Origin of the sequence: Papillibacter cinnamivorans DSM 12816, from assembly GCF_900176335.1 — a bacterium.
GTDB classification, from domain to species: Bacteria; Bacillota; Clostridia; order Oscillospirales; family Oscillospiraceae; genus Papillibacter; species Papillibacter cinnamivorans.
In genome coordinates this window covers 570990-591463 of the sequence record NZ_FWXW01000001.1, presented here as the reverse complement: position 1 = coordinate 591463, position 20474 = coordinate 570990, and the positions used below count along the sequence as shown (strand labels likewise).

At 54.3% G+C, this 20474-nt stretch carries 17 protein-coding genes and 1 other annotated feature; of the genes, 3 read left to right on the top strand and 14 right to left on the bottom strand.

Annotated features, from left to right (window positions below; genetic code table 11):
* The 4 genes from B9A13_RS02900 to B9A13_RS02885 form a co-directional block, all read right to left on the bottom strand.
* The coding region (locus B9A13_RS02900; protein ID WP_143806854.1) for an MBL fold metallo-hydrolase at window positions 1–572 on the bottom strand (572 nt) is incomplete at its 3' end.
* A 66-nt stretch (window positions 573–638) separates the two neighbouring features.
* Window positions 639–1205: a DUF1097 domain-containing protein gene (locus tag B9A13_RS02895; protein WP_084233511.1), complete on the bottom strand. Its 567-nt coding sequence runs from the start codon at window positions 1203–1205 to the stop codon at window positions 639–641.
* A 229-nt stretch (window positions 1206–1434) separates the two neighbouring features.
* Window positions 1435–3108, bottom strand: a complete 1674-nt coding sequence (locus B9A13_RS02890) for an FAD-dependent oxidoreductase (RefSeq protein WP_084233510.1) — start codon at window positions 3106–3108, stop codon at window positions 1435–1437.
* Between the two features lie 255 nt (window positions 3109–3363).
* The gene (locus B9A13_RS02885; RefSeq protein ID WP_084233509.1) at window positions 3364–3780 is read right to left on the bottom strand and encodes a cupin domain-containing protein; all 417 of its coding nucleotides are present in this window, start codon (window positions 3778–3780) and stop codon (window positions 3364–3366) included.
* A gap of 295 nt (window positions 3781–4075) precedes the next feature.
* Window positions 4076–4321, top strand: a binding site (T-box leader).
* Between the two features lie 96 nt (window positions 4322–4417).
* On the opposite strand from B9A13_RS02885, the gene B9A13_RS02880 reads away from it, so the two are divergent.
* Entirely contained in the window at window positions 4418–5797 is a 1380-nt protein-coding gene (locus tag B9A13_RS02880; protein WP_084233508.1) for a TrpB-like pyridoxal phosphate-dependent enzyme, read from the top strand.
* Between the two features lie 36 nt (window positions 5798–5833).
* Here the strand turns inward: B9A13_RS02880 and B9A13_RS02875 are convergent, their stop codons facing one another.
* Window positions 5834–6040: a hypothetical protein gene (locus B9A13_RS02875; protein WP_084233507.1), complete on the bottom strand. Its 207-nt coding sequence runs from the start codon at window positions 6038–6040 to the stop codon at window positions 5834–5836.
* Window positions 6041–6187: 147 nt separating this feature from the next.
* On the opposite strand from B9A13_RS02875, the gene B9A13_RS02870 reads away from it, so the two are divergent.
* Entirely contained in the window at window positions 6188–7882 is a 1695-nt protein-coding gene (locus B9A13_RS02870; protein WP_084233506.1) for a recombinase family protein, read from the top strand.
* Here the strand turns inward: B9A13_RS02870 and B9A13_RS02865 are convergent.
* Window positions 7879–8643: a prepilin peptidase gene (locus B9A13_RS02865; protein ID WP_084233505.1), complete on the bottom strand. Its 765-nt coding sequence runs from the start codon at window positions 8641–8643 to the stop codon at window positions 7879–7881. The genes B9A13_RS02870 and B9A13_RS02865 overlap by 4 nt on opposite strands.
* 96 nt (window positions 8644–8739) lie before the next feature.
* Here B9A13_RS02865 and B9A13_RS13845 point away from each other — a divergent pair, with 96 nt between their 5' ends.
* Complete coding sequence (locus tag B9A13_RS13845) at window positions 8740–8955, top strand: hypothetical protein (RefSeq protein ID WP_143806853.1); 216 nt, start codon at window positions 8740–8742, stop codon at window positions 8953–8955.
* Between the two features lie 22 nt (window positions 8956–8977).
* Here B9A13_RS13845 and B9A13_RS02860 read toward each other — a convergent pair whose 3' ends face one another.
* The 8 genes from B9A13_RS02860 to B9A13_RS02820 form a co-directional block, all read right to left on the bottom strand.
* Entirely contained in the window at window positions 8978–12127 is a 3150-nt protein-coding gene (locus B9A13_RS02860) for a vWA domain-containing protein (protein ID WP_084233504.1), read from the bottom strand.
* Window positions 12128–12169: 42 nt separating this feature from the next.
* On the bottom strand, window positions 12170–14551 hold the full coding sequence (locus B9A13_RS02855) for a DUF2572 family protein (protein ID WP_084233503.1): 2382 nt from the start codon (window positions 14549–14551) through the stop codon (window positions 12170–12172).
* A 28-nt stretch (window positions 14552–14579) separates the two neighbouring features.
* Entirely contained in the window at window positions 14580–15500 is a 921-nt protein-coding gene (locus B9A13_RS02850; protein ID WP_084233502.1) for a pilus assembly FimT family protein, read from the bottom strand.
* Between the two features lie 522 nt (window positions 15501–16022).
* The gene (locus B9A13_RS02840) at window positions 16023–17189 is read right to left on the bottom strand and encodes a hypothetical protein (RefSeq protein ID WP_143806852.1); all 1167 of its coding nucleotides are present in this window, start codon (window positions 17187–17189) and stop codon (window positions 16023–16025) included.
* Window positions 17182–17748 carry a PilN domain-containing protein gene (locus B9A13_RS02835; protein ID WP_084233499.1) on the bottom strand — a complete coding sequence of 189 codons (567 nt, stop codon included), beginning with the start codon at window positions 17746–17748 and terminating at the stop codon, window positions 17182–17184. The genes B9A13_RS02840 and B9A13_RS02835 overlap by 8 nt, the downstream gene beginning before the upstream one ends.
* Window positions 17749–17751: 3 nt before the next feature.
* Complete coding sequence (gene pilM, locus B9A13_RS02830; protein ID WP_084233498.1) at window positions 17752–18777, bottom strand: pilus assembly protein PilM; 1026 nt, start codon at window positions 18775–18777, stop codon at window positions 17752–17754.
* A gap of 113 nt (window positions 18778–18890) precedes the next feature.
* Complete coding sequence (locus B9A13_RS02825) at window positions 18891–19274, bottom strand: endonuclease domain-containing protein (protein ID WP_143806851.1); 384 nt, start codon at window positions 19272–19274, stop codon at window positions 18891–18893.
* A gap of 645 nt (window positions 19275–19919) precedes the next feature.
* Window positions 19920–20456: a prepilin-type N-terminal cleavage/methylation domain-containing protein gene (locus B9A13_RS02820; protein ID WP_159448003.1), complete on the bottom strand. Its 537-nt coding sequence runs from the start codon at window positions 20454–20456 to the stop codon at window positions 19920–19922.
* Window positions 20457–20474 lie beyond the last annotated feature (18 nt).

Genomic DNA, 20474 nt, shown 5'->3' with positions numbered 1-20474 from the left:
TGCCCACCCGGGGTATGCCCGGGGGTGTAGAGCAGGTGAATACCCGGGAAGATGTCGAACACGTCCCCGTCCACAAAGGCGGGGTTCAGTCCTTCCAGATACTCCGGATTGTAGAGAAACTTATAGCAGGCCGGGGCGTTATGTACTCCGTTCCACTCGTCCTTCTGGACGATCAGCTTGGCGTGCCTGAACATCTGGGCCAGAGGGCAGTGGTCGTGATGCAGCTGGGTGAAAATCACCGTGTCGATGTCGTCGGTTGTAAGCCCCGTGGCTTCCTTAAGGGCCTCGGGCATGGGCTTGATCCCTTCGCAGGGGTAGCCGTGGGCTTTGAAGTCCTCCACGGTGGGCCCCGTGTCCACGAGGATGTTGTGCCCTGTCACTCCTTGGATAAGGAAGCAGCCCCCGTAAATCGTCATGGTCTGATCGTAGTACAGAAGGTAGGTGAAGATCCCCTTTGTAATTCCCTCCGATTTCATTACCGGGATGGGGAGCACCGTATAGGGGTAGGGCTTCCAGTCCGGCAGCACGGGCCTCTGCTTGGTTTTGACTTCCGGCATTCCGTATCCGCTCATTGTTTTTACCTCCTAATTAAGATTATTATAATAAGCTAAAATACGACACAAAAAATAAATATTCCGCTATTTTCCGGCCTCGACCTGCTCGGCTTCAGATGCCGGTGTTTCATTGGAAAAGTATTTCATTTTCTGCATAAGCTTTCCACCGCTTGAAATGGCAATCCCCATGAGCAGCCCGCCGACCATCGTAATGAAAAGATTGAACAGATTATTGAACGCAAGGCCTTTCAACCCGCTCATCGCAAAAGTCATCGCCAGTCCGCCGAAAATCATGGGCACTTTGTTCAGGAGAGTATTGCCCAGTGTAACCATATGCAGCCCCACACAGATGAAGGTCAGAAAACCGACCACAATCAGCATCTGCAGAGGCCCGCTGATTCCGAGCAAGGCAAGCTTGCCCATGCAAAAGAGCATAAGAACTGCCCAAAGCACGCCGCAGATGATACAGAGAACATAGCTGGGGAATTCCTTCAGCGCAGCGCCCGAGGTACCAAAGAAAATCGGCAGGGCGACAAAAGACATCCAGATGATATTCTGCTGGATGATGGGAAACAATGCATATATGCAGCAGAATAAACCGCTGACCAATCCGATCCAGAAAGACCACCACCACAAGTAGCGCGTATTCATTATTTTACACCCTCTTTACCAAAACTGAATTTCATCCACCTAAGCAATGCGAGCAGCTTTCGCTAAGCTGCGGGAAGAGCCTTGCGGCGTCTTAAGCATGCCGCAAGCCGCAGGAGATTGCCAAGTTTCTCATTTTCTTGTTCCCGTTTATTATGAATTCCGACCTCCCTCCTTCCTTTGCCCCCACAGATTTACCGAAAACATAAGAAATTGTTCCGGTATCCTGTTTTCAGAATAAAGAAGCCTTTCGAAAAGGATAGGCCTGCAGACCACCGTCGAGCACTTTGATGTCTTCATACCGCAGATTCTTTAGATAACGGTAGGCCATATAAGCACGCTTGCCCGATTCGCAGATCAGGATGATGCTGCACTCTTTGGGAATTTGTTTATGCTGGGAGCGAAGATGGGCAAAGCTCAAGTTTATGGATCCGGGGATATGTTCCAGGGCGAATTCATCCTCTTCCCGCACATCCACCAGTGCCGTATCCGGAGCCTGCAGGATGCCTTTCAACTGTTCGGACGAAATCTTTTCATACCGTCCGCGGCGATAATTGTCCAGCACATTTGCCGCCAGATTGATCGCAGAAATAGGGGTGGAGAACAGGGGACTGTAGCATAAATCCAGGCACTGAAGATCCTCCACGGTACCGCGCAGATGGAGGGCGGCGGCCACCGTGTCCAGATATTTGTCGATGGGTCCCTTTCCCAGGGCCTGGGCTCCGAGAATCCTGCCGGTCGCCTTTTCCGAAAGAAGTTTGAGCGTACTATTCTGCACGCCTGGAAAATGCTTGGGCTTATCTTCGGTGCCTATGATCACCGAATCGTATTCAATTCCGGCGGCGGCAGCGTCTTTTTCCGTCAGGCCGGTTTTACCGATCCCCACCCCAAAGAGTTTTAGAATCATAGTTCCAAGGACACCGGGGAAGGAGGCGGGCTCCCGAAGCGCCGCGAGATTTTCACCGCAGATTCTTCCGGCCTTATTGGCGGTGGAACCCATTGGATACCAACAAGCTTCTCCAGTAATCCGATTCAGGTTCTCCGCACAGTCACCCGCCGCGTAAACCCCCGGAACGGTAGTCTGCAGAAACGGATCGACCTTGATAGCACCGTTGGGGGACAGGGCGGCTTCGCTTCCTTTAAGAAAACCCGTATTCGGAGCAACGCCCACGGAAACGACGACCAGGTCCGCATCCAGCACTCTTTTGTCCGTTTCAATTTGAACGATTCTTTTACGATCGGCCGAATACCGGTATCCTTTTGCGCTTTCCCCGACAAATGTGCTGACTGCGTTTTCCGCGACAATGTTGTTAACCACCCGGGCTATATCCGTATCGAAGGACGGTAAAAGCTGAGGTGCGAATTCGATGAGAGAAACGCTGATTCCAAGCCTGGCGATATTTTCCGCAAGCTCAAGCCCGATGAAAGAACCTCCTATGATGCCGACCTTCCGAATCGCGTTGGCTTCAATATAACTTTTAATTTTGGCCCCATCGTGAATCGTGCGAAGAGTAAAAAAATTCTCTGCATCAGAGCGAAGAAGAGAGGGAAGGACCGGGGAAGCGCCGCTGGCTATGACGAGCTGATCATATGAAAATAGGAACAAATCTCCGCTTTTCAGGTTTTTTACCAGAACTTCCCGCCTGTTGAAGTCGACTTTTTCAACCTCGTGTTCTGTCAGGACCTCTATACCAAACGCGTCCCGAAGCCGATCGGGAGTTTTTACGATCAGCGCGTCCCGGTTTTCCAAAACACCACCGATATAATACGGGAGACTGCAGCCGGAATAGGTTATGTCCGGCTCATTTGTGATTAGAGTAACATCCCAGTCGGGTCTCTCGCGCTTTGCCTTTAGCGCCGCTTTCGGCCCTGCGGCCACGCCTCCGATGACAATCAGTTTACTCATCCGTGCACTTCCCTTCGGCTTATTCCGGTATTGTTTTATCCGCAGCGGGGGAGGGGAGACAGAGCGTATACATCCTTTGCGCAGCACTCCTGCAGAGATTTAGAGTTTCCGAATGGCTAACCGCCGAGCAGATGTCAGGCAATGGTCATTCATACCGCAGATTTTGTATGCAGTCTATCTCCCGTCCGCACTATGCACGGCAGAGACTGAACCGATCGATTCTTTTGCGGGCCTGCCGACAAAGGCCGGTCTCATTCAGCATTTATTGGTTTTTACACCCGGCATGCAGTTGCCTTTGTCTCCAAGGCAGTCGATGCAGCAGATGAACGCCGCCTCTTCCTCCCCAATGTTCTCCAGATAATGAGCCTCCCAGGAGGGCACGTAGAGTAGATCGTTCGGTTCCAGTACGGTTTCTTCCTCACCCGATATTGCTCGAATTTTTCCCTTGAGGATAAAGACTCCTTCCACATATTCGTGATCGTGAGACGGAATAATGCAATGCGGCTGAATCGTAAAATACCGGATGGCAAAATTGTGTTTGTAATTCGCCTCCCCGATTCCCTTGTGAGTCAGCCACCGAATTCCCACTCCTTCCATAGAAAGGCTTTGGCCCTTGTAAACCAATTGGGTAACGGGAAATTCCTGGACATCATTCAGTTTGCGTACGATCATAGTAAATTCCCCTTTCAATAAGTATATTATAAATTTATAATATACTTATAACATGGCTTGTCAATAGGAAAAAGGGAGGATTTTCTAATTCGTATACATAGATAAAAACAACGGTGCATTTTTGTAAAATATATTTGCAATAATATGGAATATATTTCTTTGATATGGTATGATTTTTGCAAAGCTATTGATATTTGTGGGCGAAACAGAGATATGAAATTAAAATCGGCCGCCATTATTATACAAAAGAGTACTTGACATCCTGCCGCCCCTCCGCATATAATAAGTTAAAATTCACAAACCGCTGAATAAGAATAGTAGATTGGGTTCAAAGCCTTTCAGAGAGCCGCAGGGGGTGAAACTGCGGCAGGATAGGCCCGATTGAATGGACTTATGAGGGCAGGACGAAAGGGAAGACCGAGTAGTGCCTGACGGGAGCTCCGCCCGTTACCAAGGGAGTGCGCATATCGGTGCGCAGAGCGAGAGGGAGTTATACTCCAAGCTGGGTGGTACCGCAGAAGCAATGGCTTCTGTCCAAGCAAAAATGCTGGACAGGAGCTTTTTTCGCTGTCTTGGGTCAATCCGCGGGGATCCGCTTTAAATACTTTATTTTTATGGGAGAAAGGGGAACCAACCTATGAGCAAGATTCCGCACAGACTGTATTTGACCGAAGAGCAGATCCCCCGGCAGTGGTACAATATCCGGGCGGACATGAAGGAGCAGCCCGACCCCCTCATCAATCCCGCCACCATGAAACCGGCGGCGGAGGAAGATCTCTATCCGGTGTTCTGTGAAAAGCTGGCCCATCAGGAGATGGACGCCGCAACCCGGTACGTGGACATTCCGGAGGAGATTCTGGACATCTATAAAGTTTACCGGCCCTCTCCCCTGATCCGTGCATACAACCTGGAGCGGGAGCTGGGGACCCCCGCAAAGATCTATTACAAGTTCGAGGGAAACAACACTTCGGGCAGCCATAAGCTTAATTCTGCGGTGGCTCAGGCATATTACGCCAAGGAGCAGGGGCTTAAAGGGCTTACCACGGAGACGGGCGCCGGACAGTGGGGGACCGCCCTGGCGGAGGCCTGTTCCTACTTCGGCCTTCCCCTGACGGTGTTCATGGTGAAGGTATCCTACCAGCAAAAGCCCTTCCGCAAAGCCGTAATGGAGACCTTTGGGGCCAACGTGATCGCCAGCCCCAGCGACACCACCGCCGTGGGCAGGAAAATCCTCTCCGAAAACCCCAATACGGGAGGAAGTCTGGGCTGCGCCATCTCGGAAGCGGTGGAACGGGCAGTTACCACCGAGGGGTATCGGTATGTGCTGGGCTCGGTCCTCAACCAGGTGCTGCTGCACCAGTCCATCATCGGCCTGGAGACCAAAGCCGCCATGGACCAGCTGGGCGAGTATCCGGATGTGGTGATCGGCTGCGCGGGCGGAGGCTCCAACCTGGGCGGCCTTATGGCTCCCTATATCCAGGATAAACTGACGGGGAAGGGCAATCCCAGGATCGTCGCGGTGGAACCGGCCTCCTGCCCCAGCCTCACCCGGGGAAAATACGCCTACGACTTCTGCGACACGGGAAAGATAACGCCCATGGCAAAGATGTACACCCTGGGGAGCGGCTTCATCCCCTCTCCGAACCACGCGGGAGGCCTCCGGTATCACGGGATGAGCCCGATTCTCTCCAAACTGTATCACGACGGATATATGGAAGCTGTCAGCGCGGAGCAAACCCGTGTCTTCGAGCAGGCGGTGCGGTTTGCCCGGGTGGAAACCATCCTGCCGGCGCCGGAGTCCGCTCACGCCATCTACACGGCCATTCAGGAAGCGCTTAAATGCAAGGAAAGCGGAGAAGCCAAGACCATCCTCTTCGGCCTAACGGGCACGGGTTACTTCGACATGATGGCATACAGCTCTTACCTGGAGAAGACCATGAGCGACCACATCCCCTCGGACGCGGAGCTGCAGATCGGCTTCGACTCGCTGCCGAAAATCCCGGGGATCCAGGAATAAACGAAAATACACGCTGAATGCGGAACCGGCAGACGATCAATCTTCGTCTGCCGGTTCCGTCTGATTTTGCTTTTTTTCCTTCAGCGCGTACTCCAGGCGATCCAGGAGAAGAAGCTTTTGTTCCAAGGGGCAGGGAAGGCGCTCCAGGTACAGGAAAACCAGACGGGCATATACCGCAGCGGCCCGGGCTTGAAGCTCCCGCATTTCCTCCGGCTTTTCGGGGCGATGCACGACGATTTGCATTTTCGTATCCCCTCCCGCTTCGCGACGGTACACTATATGCCCGCAGTGCCGACGGAATGCCGAAATCCATATAAGAATCAAATTCCTGTCATACTGTTTTTTTCCCAGATTATGCTGTAGGGAACAGATGCGCGAGGAGGAAGCAGGATGAGAAACAGGGAGGAGCGGGATCTCCGCTTTGCGATTTATTCCCGGAAGTCCCGGATCACCGGGAGGGGGGAGAGCATCGAAAACCAGGCGGAGCTTTGCCGGGAGTATATTTTTTCCCAGTATCCCGGGGCGGGGGAAGAGGCGATTTCCCTTTATGAGGACGAGGGGTTTTCCGGAGGAAATATCAACCGGCCCCGGTTTCGGATTATGATGCAGGACGCCGAAAAAGGCAGGTTTTCCGTGATCGTGTGTTATCGGCTGGATCGGATCAGCCGCAATATCGGAGATTTTGCAAGGCTTATCGAGGAGCTCAACCGGCTGGGGGTCGCCTTTGTGTCCATCCGGGAGCAGTTTGACACGCAGTCTCCTCTGGGCAGGGCAATGATGTACATCGCCTCTGTTTTTTCCCAGCTGGAGCGGGAGACCATCGCCGAGCGAATCCGGGACAACATGCTGGAGCTTGCAAAGAGCGGACGGTGGCTGGGGGGCGTCACGCCTACGGGATACGCGTCGGAAACTGAGGAGCGGGTATCCTCGGGAGGCGGAAAGAAAAAGAGCTGCCGGCTCAGAACCGTTCCCGAGGAGGCGGAGCGGGTCCGCCTGATATTTGAAGAGTACCGGAGGACCGGTTCCCTGACCCGGGTGGAGACGCGGCTGCTTGGGGACGGGGTCCGGACAAAAAACGGGAAGCGTTATACCCGGTTTACCATCCGAAAGATTCTGGAAAACCCGGTGTATATGATTGCGGACAACGCGTCGCGGGAATTTTTCTCGGGACAGGGCGCCGAAGTATGCGGGGAACCGAAGGATTTTGACGGAAAGCGCGGCGTCATGGCGTATAATAAAACTCTCCAGAGGCCGGGAAAGGCCAACCGCGCCCGGGACATGAAGGAATGGATCATCGCGGCGGGGGGGCACCGGGGGATCGTATCCGGGGAAGAATGGATTTCCGTACAGGAAATGCTGGGAAGAGGGCAGGAAAAGGCTTACCGGAGGCCCAAAAACCACAGGGCCGTCCTGTCCGGGCTTCTTTACTGCGGCCTCTGCGGCAGCTGCCTTCGTCCCAAGACGGACGGCAAGGGAAAAAACACTGGCGGGGGTTTTCATTATCTGTGCACCATGAAGGAAAAGAGCAGGGGAGAGATCTGCAAAATAAAAAATCCCCCGGGAGACCGGCTGGATGCGGAGGTGCTCCGAACCCTGTTTTATGTCCCGGCGGAGCCAAAAACCCTGTCGGAGAGCCTGGACGCCTGCAGGGAAAGACTGAGCGACGCCGAAGCGGAGACCAGGCAGGCATTGCTGCGCCGGAACCTGAAATCCAACAGGCGGGAAATCCAGTCGCTGGTGTCGGTGCTGGGCAGGGCGGGAGAAACACCGGCGAAAGGGTATCTCACGGAGGCGATCGGGCGTCTGCACGAGGAAAACCAGGCCCTTGAGCAGGCCATCGGCTGTCTGGAAAAAGAGGAAGGGAACAGGATTTTTTCCCCAGCGGAGCTGGAAGCGTCGCTTGAGGCGCTTCTACTGCCGGAAACGATTTTAAGCCGCGCGGAGATTGAGGAGCAAAAAAACGCCCTCAGGACACTGGTCCGGAGAGCGGTCTGGGACGGGGAGAGATGTCATTTGTATTTCATCGGAGCCAAACTTCCCGATACCGAGGCGAAGGAGATTGAAGCTGAGGCTTGCTTAGATTAAAAGAAAGAAAGATACCACTTGAGAAAAACCTCACCGAAACACATGGATAGAAATATCCCTGATGCAAGGAAGGGACCGAAGGGAATTTCGCTGTTTCGGTCGCGCTTTTCCGCAATATGGCGGGGCAGCATGACGATCGTTCCCAATATGGCGGCCAGGGCCAAAGACAAAAGACTGCGCTGCCAGCCCAGGATCAGACCGCATACGGCGGTGAGCTTGATATCCCCGCCGCCCATTCCGCCCTTCGTAGCGACGGCGATGATCAGCAGGGGAACCGAAACGGCAAAAAAACCGATGAGGTTTGACAGCCAGATGTCAAGCCCGGCCCAGAGGGCGTATCCGTTCCAGACAAGTCCCACCGCAAGGAGAAATAGTTGAATTCCATCCGGGATCTCGCGGGTTTCCCAATCGATGACGGAGAGGACCAAAAGACAGGTGGACGCGGCAAGGGAAACGGGAAGAAAAGCGGAAACGCCGAAGACCAACACGCAGATCAGCCAAAGCAGGGCGTTTATCAGTTCGATGGCGGGATACCGGAGGGAAACAGGACTCTTACAGGCGCGGCACTTCCCGCCCTGAAGGAGCCAGGAAACGACAGGAATCAGTTCAAACCAAGCCAGGCGGTGCCCGCAGGTCATGCAGTGGGAGGGCGTGCGGACCCACTCCTCTCCTTTGGGGATACGGCAGATCAGGACGTTTGCAAAGCTTCCCACGAAGAGCCCGAAGATGGGCACCATCACGGTCCAGTACGAACAGGGCAAAGGGTCTCACCTCGCTTCCACGGCGAAATATAAAACTAATATACAACAAAGCCACCTGCCGCGCAAGCGGCAAGTGACACAGGTCATGGAAAAACCATGCTTTTCGACACGGGCGCGGAAAACCGCATTTCTGATGAAATGAATAAAAACATACCTCAAGGAAAACTAATTTCCCAAAACTCAGGAATTTTATTTGCGGATTGTGGACGAATTGCAGTCCGAAATTCGAAAAATGATTTCGCCATCTGCAAAAAGGGTGCAGCAGCTGAAAAAGAAACACACCTGCCGCTTTCGCGGCAGGTGTGTTTGTAAGCAAGAAGGGACCGATGCGCGATTAATGCCCGGCCGCGGTGATCAGCACCACTTTGACCTGCTGGTCGGCATCCGGAGTGGTATCCGTCGCAGCGATCAGTTCCCGGGCCGTTCCGGAAGGAAGGGTAAAGGAAACGCTTTGCAGACCGACGGTATAGAATTCGGGTTTAGACTGGGGATCCGAATAGGAAGCGGTCGTTCTGTAGGTCAGATAATAGGTGCCGGTGGCCAGAGTTGCGGGAAGATTTCCGCCCTCCAGGATGGAGGTCCCCGCAGAATTTTTTGCGGCGGTCAGCGTATAGGTGAAGGTATCGGGAGCTGTGGAGGCGGAGTAGCCCAGAGTGACCGCCACATTTGAAATTCCGACCGCTTCGCCGGATACCGTCAGCCTCAGCACCAGGTCCGCCACTCCCGATGAGTTAGCGGTGGCGAGATTCGTTCCCGTCGGGGATTTCAGGGTGGCGGAGGGAATGCACTCCTCGGCGGATAAAGATTCATGCAGAACCATGGCGCCGTTCACACTGAGAGTATGGGTGACGATCCCCGTCGTCAGGCTTACGCCGTTGCGCCCGCCGGAGGTGGAGACCTGCTTATAGAGCGTGTTATCGCTGACGGTATAGGCTGTGGTTGTCACCGTACTGCCGCTGATCGTTCTCACTGTGTAGCCACCCTGGCTGTTGGGAACGATAGAGGTGCTGGTGCCCGCCGTATAGGAGCCTTCGTTGGTCCACGCTCCGCCGGACTTGACCTGCACGGTCAGATAAGAGGGGGTGACAGCATTGTCGTAGAGGAAGCGGTAGTTTTCGATATTTTCCGTGACGGTACTACTGGTAGAGGTGGTAGCAACGTAGTAACTTTGTGTTTTGTCGGTTGCCACATAAGCGGTTCCGGTTGCTGTCTGGTTAGTGCCGGTAACGAGATCTGATGTAGAAGTAGTGTTACGATAATAGAGTTGTACATCGTTAAATGAATACCATTTTCCGCCGACCTGTAAATCAATATCAAAATAGTCGTATCCGTTTGAATAATTATCCAGATCGTAATTGCTGGAACTGACTGTTTGTTCTGGCGAAACGGAAACCCCATTAAGTTCTACTAAAGACATTGAGTCAAGCCAATAATCGCTGCCATAATATCCCTTAAATTTCGCCGTAATGGTACTGGTTTCATATGCGGTAGTAGTCGTAAAAGAAACACCGGTAAATGTAACGCTTCTGGGTCCGTCACCTGTTTTACCATATGTAATGGTAATATTATTGCCGCTCACAGCGGAAACTTCCGCGTCTGAAAAATAGTGCGTACCGTCGTCGGTGAATTTGGTTACCGTATAGGCGTTGGCGTCCGCCTTGTTCGTTGTGCTGAAACTGGCGGTGGCCGTTTTAAACGATATGGACCCGGTGCCGAAGGAAACCGAACTGTTATTATAGGTTAGAGACATGGTATCGTTGGAGGCATTGTTTTTATCATTGTACGCAGTTACCTGTATATTGGAGGGATTGGATATATATGTTATGGAACTTGCGGATTCTCCGGTACCAAAACCGGTAAGAGTGGGTGTATTACTATTACTGTAGCTGCTACTACCGGGATAGGGATAAGCAGCCGTGTAGTAGGTGGTTACATTATGCGTGCTCGTACTGTTCACCGCAAGAGATTGGGCGGTTCCTGTCGTGCCGGCGGTATAGTAGAAAGGATTTGCGGTGGTGGGATAGAAGCTGGCCGTTATGGAGCTGCTGGTGGGATAGGTACCGGCGGCCAGCCCGGCTGCGCTTTCATTAAAGCGTATGGTAAAATATAGCGTTATCGGGGTGGCAAAGGTTTGGGTTTCAGTACCGACAGGTTCCGGCGAATTGCACGGCAATACAGAGGCCGGGATCTGCCAGGTGATGATGCCGTCCTCCACTGTAAGTACCAGTTTGGCAAGCTTGGCATTATAGTTGGCATCGGAGGAGGATACATCATAAGTATAACTCGTTCCGTGCTGCGTCATCGTATAGGAATTGCCGCCCAGGCTCACGGTCATGGTGGAATCCGGAAGAATATAACCGGCTCCCATCTGGTAAGACATGGTCACGAAGGAAACGGGGCTTGACAGATCCACTTCCTCTATGGGAGTATACGCCGTATCCCGGATGGAAGTCGCGATTTTCGCAAAGGCCGCGGTAAGCGAAGTGGAATTTTCGGGAGTGTACGTCGTATCAACGGAGGTCGCGATGGCTTCCATGGTGGAGCGGGCGGAGGTATAGCTTTCGTTTTTGATGTATACGCTGTATACGGTGGGCTTCACTCCAGTTGTTTTTATGATATTGGCCGCAGACTGGGCGTTATTCAGCGTATCGCTGTTTGAACTGCTGCCGGGGCCGGCGACATTAAGGGAGTAAGAGGTGTAAGTTCCTGTGGACAAACGCGCCGAAGAGTTGAAACCCAGGTTTCCGTACACCGTAGAGGAGTTGATGCTGAGGCTGGGAGACCCGGAAAGATAGTAGTAGTATGTCGGTTCGCCGTCGCTCATGAATACGACGGAATAGGCCGCATTCTGGACCTGAGCGGCGGTGAGACCATAGCTGGTGGGGTTATTGATCATTTTATAGGCCGCGATTAGTCCGCCGTGGGTGTTGGTTCCTCCGTCGGCATTCAAGCCGTTGATCGTGCTTTTTAAAGTGGAGTTGCTGTTGGTAAATTCCAAGGTTTTATAGGCATAGGTGGAGTAGGTGACGACGGCGACATAGTTTGTGCCGCCGGTACCGGGGACTACGGTATCGACAAAGGTAGCGGCGGCCTCTTTCAGGGAATCCATCCTCGATTTTTCGTCATATAGATCGCCATTGTGATTCTCAATGTCCCAATCCATACTGCCGGAAACGTCGACGACGAGGACGGTAACCGTTGGGACAGTGGTGGTCGTGGTCACCCGATATTTTTGGCCGATGGCGGAGAGACCCACTGTGAAATCGGTTGAGGGCAGGGGATTGCCCGTTACCGTGGTATAGGTGTACACCTCGCCGTCGGAAAGGCTGTCCGCTGCGCGGATGGTCGTATCGCCGGTAACCAGCTTGCCATCATCATCGTATTCAAGGCCTGCGGGCAGCGCGGCAGCGCTCATGGGGATGAGCATACATGCAAATATACATGCTAGAATGCCGGAGAGTGCCTTTCTCAATTTGTTTTTCATTTCAATACCTCTTTTCAAAACCCATGGTAAGCCGTATGTTTCCTAGCTGGCCTTGGACTCTTTCCAGCTGTTGACGATGTAGCGCTGAATACTGTCGCTGTCCCGTTCACCGGCGCTGGTGGAAATCATGGTGGTCTGTTCAATGCCCAGGGTGGTGTTGGCGACGAAGCTGCCGGGGGAAAAGAAGCGGCGGGCGACGCTGCTTCCCAGATAGGATCCGCTTTCGGATTTTTCCAGGGTGTAGCTGTCGGTAAAGCCCAGAACCGCCCGAATCACCGACTCGTCATAGGTAACTTTCGTATTGTTTCTGACGGTGAGGTTGCCGGCGCAGATCACGGTGCCTGTGAAGGTCCCGTTGCCCGTAAGATTCAGATTCCCGCCGCAGTAAATGATCCCGGCTGTGATGCTGGTCACATCCACGGTGGCATTGCCGGAGTAGTAATAAAACCCATGGACGGAGTCGTCCATACCGGTGGAAGCGTCAATCAGATCGGAAAAGGCGAAGCCGTTGGTGCCGAAATCCTCGGTCTTGGAGGTGAAAACATCATCCAGAATTCCTCCATCACCGCTGACCGCCTTGTAGGGGATCAGGTTGTTGGAATACTGGTCATACACTACGGTCCCGTCGTCGTTGACAATACCGAGAGTATAGCTGGCGGCGCTCCCATTCACGGAGATCCCGCTTCCTAGGCCCGCAAGGGCCGCCATGGCCGCCCTGAAGCGGGAGACGCGGTCGGCGAGGATGTCACTGGAAAGAGTATGGCCGGATTGGTGTTCATACATGCTATACTGGTCGGTGCCGTCCTGATAGTCGCCGAAAATCTTGGAGGAATCCCCGATATCGACGGGCTGCTTTTCGTAGATGCCGAAGTATTCGCCGGCCCGGGCCGTGGCGCTTTCCGCCGTCTGATAATAGTCGCCGGTAAATTCGTACCACGCGGTGCCCGGAATTACGTAACTGCCTCCGATGGCGATGGTACTGCCGTACATATAGCCGTTATTGATGACGGCGGAGCTGCCGTTGGGGTCTTTGTTTTCCTCGTTGGCGTCGGACCGCATGCCGATATAGTTTCCTCCCACCGAGATGGAGGAGGACCTGCCGTCGTTCTGAATATCGTCCTGGGTCCAGAGATCGCCGGAAACGGACAGCGCGGCGCCCAGAATGGGCGTTGCCGCCGAGCCCTCCACGGTTTCCTCTATGGCAAGGTTGTTACAGTATACGTTTCCGCCTGCGCTGTCCCTATAAATATACGGTATGTAAGGATTGCCGTGGGTCGCGGTATATTCTTCCGTATACAGCTGAGCGTCGCTCCCGGGAGCGGAAAAATCAAAGAAATAGCTGTTGCCCGAGGAATAGAGGTAATCGGTTTTCAGCTTTAACTTCGCGGCAAAAAGAGGATCCTTGCTTGAATACGGCAGGACATTCAGGCTGCTGCCGCTTGTCCAGATATGCAGATCTCCCGCCGAGTACACATTCCCGTAAATATTCACGGTTTTGGAAACGTTGTTGGTCGTTTTAATCCCCACGCTGTTGCCTTCGCCGAGACCCAGGCTGTTTCCGGAGGAGTCCTGGTTACAGGAGACCACGTCGCCCAGGATAGTGCTGTTGCCCATGAAGGTGATGCTGCCGCGGACGGAAAGGGCGTTTGCGTACAGGGGATTGGCCTTGACGGCATAATACCGGGTCTCCTGAACCGCCGAGAAATTGGGAGGGACGACGGTGATCATAACGTCCACCTGCTTACGGTTATCTCCCGAATTCTCCAAGGCTTTGATGGCAAGTTTGGGCGTGCCGGAAATGTCATCATAAAAGTCGCCAAAGGAGGCATAAGCGGTACTGCCGGGGTTCGGGAACCAGCCGCTGTTCTGAAGAGAGGTGGCGGCATGGATGTCATGCTCCGTGTCGCTGTAGGAGGGAAGGCTGGAAAGGTTCCCGTTTAAGTAGGTATAGTAGACCACCTCAAAGAGATCATTGATAAAGGCCTTCATGTTTTCATTGTATGTTTTTTCCTCATCTTCATTAGGGACGGGAATGGAGGCATAGGCGTCGTAAATGGCGTTGTACTCATTATTAATGAGCCCCTGGAGCGCATCGGCGCCCAGAAAAGTCGCCTGCATGGTGGCGGGCATGCCCACGGTGGAGGGGAATTCGCTCACCGAGGAATACTTGAAATAGCTGTTCTGGAGATAATACCTCGCCACGGTGTCCGCGGATATGAGGACATTTTTATCCAGATCGCTCAATTGGCTCTGGGCGGCATAATCCAGCCAATAGTACTCCTCGGACCAGTCGCTGTATTTCCTGCTCATGGAGATGTTGGCAGCGCTGAGCATGACGACAACAGAGCCCACGGCCATGAGAATGATGAGGGAGGACATAACCAGAACCAAGGCAGAGCCTTTTTTATTTAGGTATTTTCTCATGGGCACCTCCTTCCCGGTCTTTCCCGGCCTAACCGGCCAGATAGATCATGGTGGTGTAATCGGTGATTTCGCTGCCGTCGGAGTCCCGATAGATCCTGACATTGACGTCCAGCTTGTCATAGCTGAGGGAAGCGCTGGAAACACTCATATGATGTACGTTCATGATGCCGGAAACCAGGCTCGTGGTTATCAGATGGGGCTCGGCAAAATCCCCGTAGATGTACAGATCCAGATCCTTGCCCGTCCGGTTATCCACCAGGAAGGAGATATATTTGCCTCCGCTGTCCCCCGCGTCCACCACGAGGGGAATCCCGGTGGTCACACAGTCTTCCACGGGAAACTGCTGATAAATATTGGTCGCGCCGCCCTTGGTGGAGCTGAGAATCGCATAGGAAAGTACACCGTTGGAAGCCTCCACCTTGTAATTTACGCCGTCGGTGGTGACCCGGATGGGATACGTAGTGCCGGAGCTCATCTGGCTGTATTCGGCGACAATGTGGTAATTCAAACCCTTCTGAGCGCCCGAGTCGACAACGAGCTCGTTGATATAGGAAAGCTCCACGTCGTCGGTGTCGCCCTCCACGCCGGTTACGGTGGTGACGGCGCTGAAGGGGCAGGTGCCGCCGAGATCGGTGTCATAAGGCCCCGCCCAGTTCACATCGTAATACTGGGTCTTGGAAAAGGTGTTCACATATTTTCCGAGGCTGGGATCGAAAGTCCTGGTGTGGCTGTAATTCACAGTGCTGACGCTGGTGGGGTCGCCCTTGACGGCTTCCACGGTCTTTACAGAGGCCGCGTTGGCCTTGTCGACGTCATAACTGCGGCGGCCCACCCGGTTGGAGGTGATGAAGGTCTGAAGAAGGGGGCCGGAAACAATGGCGACGATGGCGATGGCCACCATGACCTCCATGAGGGTAAAGCCTTTTTTGTTCAATTTTCTTTTCGGCATTTGGCCACCTCCCGCCGTTATGGGTTTATGGCTGTCTTTGATTTGCGATGGAATAAGGAAGGGATAATTTGTTTATTCCCCACCCCTGCCCCTCCCCAGGGAGGGGGAATCTTGTTTTGGGGCTGTTGCGCCCTGCGGGCGCAACAGCCCCAGGGTATATAAGGCGGTTTTTTATAAGAGATGGAGTAATGGGGAAACCCGTTCTCCCTCACCCCTCTCCGCCCCAGGGTATGGTTATTCTTTTATTGAAGTCTTTGCTGTACGGAGAGAATAAGGAAGGGTTGATTATATTTGCCCTACCCCCTGACCCCCTCCCCAGGGAGGGGGAATCCTATCTTTTAGGGCCTGTGCGCCCTTGGGGCGCACAGGCCCTAAGGGTATATGGGTGGGATTCGGCAGATGCCAGATTAACGGGGGAACCAGTTCCCCCCAAGGCCCCTCCGCCCTACGGGGCGGTTGGGAACGGTACAGGGACAAAAGACGGATAATATTTATCACAGGGTATGATATGCGGGGGAGGAGTTATTTTACCACCTGAACGCTGCCGGAAGTGGTGCCGAGGTGGAAGCGGGGATTGGAGGCGTCGTCGTTTTTGACGGTGACCACCACGGGAAGGCCGGAGCCGTTCTGAACGTTCAGTGTGAGGCCCACGCTGTCCAGGGAGCTCTTCCGGGCCCGGGAGAGGACGCTGACGTCAATGACGGTGTCCGTATCCGCGAGGGTGAAGGAGCCGGAATAGGACTCCGAGCCCAGAGTGTACTTATAGCTGCACTTGGAGCCCGACTTCGTCAGAGTGAGGGTCGCGGTGACGTTCTGATTGTCGTCCGACGTGATCTGGGCGCTGGAAACAGGATATTTGCCCATCAATATTTTATCGGAATTATCGTCGTAAGTATTTAGAATCACATAGAAATCCGGCGTGGAAAGAGTCGCGGATGTGCCGGCGGTGACGCCCTCATAGCCCGAAAAGGCGGCGAAGGGATCTGCTTTTCCGGGGGCGGCGGGGGCATCGTAATCATAGCCGGGATAATTGGGGTCGTTCGCTACGGGGGCCGAGTCCATATTGCTGAAGACCAGCATGGTAAGGGAGCCGTTCAACTCCCCATCCTCGGTGCGGGACATGGTGGAAGAGCGGAAATAGACCTGACGGGTCTGGGATTCAAAGGCGGAAAGGAAGGCAATGAGCTTGTCATAGCTTCCCGTATAGCTGATATTGATCTTCTCGGACTGGACATAGCCGGAGGAGCCGGAGGAGCTCCCGGTCGTTGTTCCGTCTGAGACGGCGGTAGAGAGCTTCAGGCTCGCCGTGAAAGCATCCTGGGTATCGGTGGTAACCCCGCTGAAGGTAATGCCAAGGACGTCCAGACCGCTGGAGACGGCATTGTCATCCAAAGAGGCGAGAATCTCCTCCTCGGAGAGATAGTCGGGAAGGACCTTGCGCAGGCTCTCCAGATCGGAGGCCAGCTTAGAGTCCTCTTCCTTGTAGGAATCCAGCTTGGCGTATTCATTGCGGAGATTTTCCACCAGCGTCTGCTGGTTATCATACCGCTGCATGCTGTCGGTGAGATTGGCGTATTCCGGAAGAATCAGATAGTTGATCGCCAGAGCGGCAATGACCACGATGAGCAGGCACATGAGAAGGATGAACTCGTTTTTCGACGGGGAATAGCTGACTTTCATCTTACTCACCGTCAACACCTCCCTTCAGGGTCGCGTTGATGGTGAAGTCATAGGTGTCCGCCCCGCCGGCTTCCTCCTGCTTTTCCGTATTCACCATGTTCACGGAGACGTCGGAGAAGAGGCCGGTCTTTTTCAGGTTATACATAAAATATGTAATGTCGTCCCGGGTGGCGGATTTTCCATTTATGCTGACGATCCCGTTTTCGTCTATGGCAAGGGTGGAAAAGAAGGTGTTTTCATTGAGAACGGAGCTGAGGGTCCAGAAGAAATCGGTGTCCACGTAGCTGGTGCCGGAGGCGGTCTTCAAAGTATCCTCCAGACCCGCGATCTCCGCTTTTTTCTGGTTGAGGGAGGCCTTGACCTGGGAAACCGCTGAGTAATTGGCGGCCTCGGCCTTCAAATCCTCCGTCTTTCCGTCGAAGTAGCCGGCGGCGAACTTCAGCCCGCCGAAGCCGGCGGCAAGAACCACCACGACGACGATCAAAAGGGTGACCAGGCGGCGGCGGATTTTGCTCAGGTCCTGCTTTTTTTCGCTTTTAAAGCCCTGCAGAAGGTTTATATCTTTCATGGCTCAATCCTCCCTGACGGCGGCGCCGATGGCTGAGAAGGACCTCACAAAGGTGATCCGGTCGGCCCTGACGTTGTTCAGGGGGGAGACCTGGGCGGCGGGGATCCCCAGGGCGGACGAGAAATAGTCGTCCAGCTTGGGGAATATACTTCCGCCTCCGATGAGAAGCACCTCGGCGACGGGAAAGAGCCCGCCGGAGTCCTGATTGTAAAACTCAATGGTCTGCTGGAGCTGCTCCACGATGGGGGAGTAAGCGGCGCGGGAGATGGCGCTCAGCTCGGACTCAGGGATATCCATGGCCTGAAGATCTTCCAGGGCGAGCTGCTCGTACTCGGAGGCCTTGATACCCATGGTATCGCGGAAGATCTCCTTCAGAGAACCCACTCCTTCGGTAATCTGGCGGCTGTGAAGCACTTCACGGCGCTTTAAGATGGTAAACTGGGTGCTGCTGCTGTCTATATCGCAGAGGAAGCAGACCCGGTCGCTCTTGGCGGGGCCGACGAAGGAGGCATAAGCCTTGGCCTCGGAATTGGCCATGACGTCTATGTAGGAGCGCTTGTATTCCAGGATTTCCAGAAGCCTGCGGTAGGGTTCCAAAGATTTCCGGGGGGAGAAGGAGACGATCCCGAAAATCTTATCCTTGCTGCGGCTGTACTCCTTGAAGGAAATCACATGGGTCTTGCCCAGGCCGGGAAAGCTCTGGGAGAGTTCGAACTCCACCGCGGCGTTCAGCTCGGCGTCGGGAAGAACGGGCAGAGAAATGGGGCGGACGACGGTCTGCGGATTGTTGACGCAGAGGGCGACGGAATCCACTCCCCGGGAGAGGAGCTTATTTTTCGCCGTGGTTTCCTTGATGGCAAGGGCTATCGTACTTAAATCCTTTTCGTCGTCGGAGAGCGTATTGCCGCCGATGTTCGCCGAGATATTGAAGATGCTGCAGCTTTGAAGCTCCGGATGGTAACCGTTCTGCACCAGGGCGATCTTGACCGTCCTGGGGGTTACCTCCAGACCAAGCACCTTACGTCCCATTCACAAGCCTCCAAACATGTTTCTTTATCTTTTTTGGGTATCCTATGTAAAATATTACTACACAAGCGGAGAAGAGGCCCCAACAGGCGGGATCTATCCTTTGCCTGCCCCTGTTAAAGGGAGGCGGCAGGCGCAGCCTGACGGGGGGATTTTTTCACCAAGTTATCGATCTGTTCGCATACGCCGGCAAAATTGCTCAAAATCTCATTGTTTTGTATTCTAACAACGGTCAAGCCATATTCTTCGAGCTGTTCGGTTCTGAGTTTATCCTGCAACAATCCGGTTTTCTCATAATGCTGCGAACCGTCCAGCTCAATCACAAGCTCAGCGCTGGCGCAATAAAAATCCACAATGTGGTTGCCAATCACTTTTTGCCGCAGGAATCTCACGGGATAATTTCTCAGGAAGTCATACCACAGGCGGCGCTCTTCTTTCGTCATGCTTTTTCGAAGGACTTTTGCGTGAGCCGTTAAACCGGGATTGTGCTTATATTTCACGGAATCCTCCCTGCGGGCTGTGCCCGCTTTCCCCCCTTTGACAAGGGGGGCTTTGGGGGTGTGGGAATCCCTCCGGCACTGCGTGCCACCTCCCTTTGACAAGGGAGGCACTATTGGGGGTGGTGCGGGAATCCCCCCTGCGGGCTTTGCCCGCTTCCCCCCTTTGACAAGGGGGGGCTTTGGGGGTATCTATTCATTCGGAACAAAGTTCCGGGAAATTCGAAGTCAGAACCGGACGTTCCGGCGGGGAAGACAAGGCGGGCACCGGGGGAGGAATCCCTCCGGCACTGCGTGCCACCTCCCTTTGACAAGGGAGGCACTATTGGGTGTGGGAATCCCCCCTGCGGGCTGTGCCCGCTTCCCCCCTTTGACAAGGGGGGCACTATTCACTCGGAACAAAGTTCCGGGAAATTCGAAGTCAGAACCGGACGTTCCGGCGGGGAAGACAAGGCGGGCACCGGGGGAGGAATCCCTCCGGCACTGCGTGCCACCTCCCTTTGACAAGGGGGGCACCGGGGGTGGAATCCCTCCGGCACTGCGTGCCACCTCCCTTTGACAAGGGAGGCACTAGGGTGCGGGAATCCCCCCTGCGGGCTATGCCCGCCGTCCCCCCTTTAACAAGGGGGGCACTGAGGTGCGGGCGAGTCAGGTCGTGGGAGAGGGATCGGCGGGGGCGGAGCGCTGGGTGATGGTCTGGGAGAGCTGCTTTGCGCCGGTATCGGTATACGAGATGGTTATCGTATAGTCAAAGGCGGTCCCGCCGGGGGCTACGCCCTGGGAGAGAGTGATATCGTGGATTTTGGCGACGGACTTGGTAACCTCGTCCCCCGTGCCGGGAAGGGCGGCGGTGGTGTCCTCCACCTGGGCGGAATAGAGGGTATCGACGGAAAACCAGATGACGGTCCCGGAGAGATCGGTTGCGCTGGCGGGGTTATTGCGGAGACGAATGACCTTGTTGGGGGTATCCACGGTGATGGCATCGGTGGCATCGTGCTGACGGATCTGGACGGTGATCAAGGACAGGGCGGTGCGGGCCTCGGTCTCGGTGTATATATCGTCGCTGATCTTCCCATAGGAATTGAGGCCGGACTGAATCATGCCGGCAACGGCGCCGCCCAGGATGGCGAAGACCACCATGGCGACGACGAGCTCTATGAGGGTGAAGCCCTTTTTGTTTCTCAAAAAGCGCATACTCCGCCG

Bases quoted from the DNA above. Each gene is read 5' to 3' on its own strand.
- B9A13_RS02895 (WP_084233511.1), bottom strand. From the start codon at position 1,205: ATGAATACGCGCTACTTGTGGTGGTGGTCTTTCTGGATCGGATTGGTC.
- B9A13_RS02890 (WP_084233510.1), bottom strand. From the start codon at position 3,108: ATGAGTAAACTGATTGTCATCGGAGGCGTGGCCGCAGGGCCGAAAGCG.
- B9A13_RS02885 (WP_084233509.1), bottom strand. From the start codon at position 3,780: ATGATCGTACGCAAACTGAATGATGTCCAGGAATTTCCCGTTACCCAA.
- B9A13_RS02880 (WP_084233508.1), top strand. From the start codon at position 4,418: ATGAGCAAGATTCCGCACAGACTGTATTTGACCGAAGAGCAGATCCCC.
- B9A13_RS02875 (WP_084233507.1), bottom strand. From the start codon at position 6,040: ATGCAAATCGTCGTGCATCGCCCCGAAAAGCCGGAGGAAATGCGGGAG.
- B9A13_RS02870 (WP_084233506.1), top strand. From the start codon at position 6,188: ATGAGAAACAGGGAGGAGCGGGATCTCCGCTTTGCGATTTATTCCCGG.
- B9A13_RS13845 (WP_143806853.1), top strand. From the start codon at position 8,740: ATGCTTTTCGACACGGGCGCGGAAAACCGCATTTCTGATGAAATGAAT.
- B9A13_RS02860 (WP_084233504.1), bottom strand. From the start codon at position 12,127: ATGAAAAACAAATTGAGAAAGGCACTCTCCGGCATTCTAGCATGTATA.
- B9A13_RS02855 (WP_084233503.1), bottom strand. From the start codon at position 14,551: ATGAGAAAATACCTAAATAAAAAAGGCTCTGCCTTGGTTCTGGTTATG.
- B9A13_RS02850 (WP_084233502.1), bottom strand. From the start codon at position 15,500: ATGCCGAAAAGAAAATTGAACAAAAAAGGCTTTACCCTCATGGAGGTC.
- B9A13_RS02835 (WP_084233499.1), bottom strand. From the start codon at position 17,748: ATGAAAGATATAAACCTTCTGCAGGGCTTTAAAAGCGAAAAAAAGCAG.
- pilM (WP_084233498.1), bottom strand. From the start codon at position 18,777: ATGGGACGTAAGGTGCTTGGTCTGGAGGTAACCCCCAGGACGGTCAAG.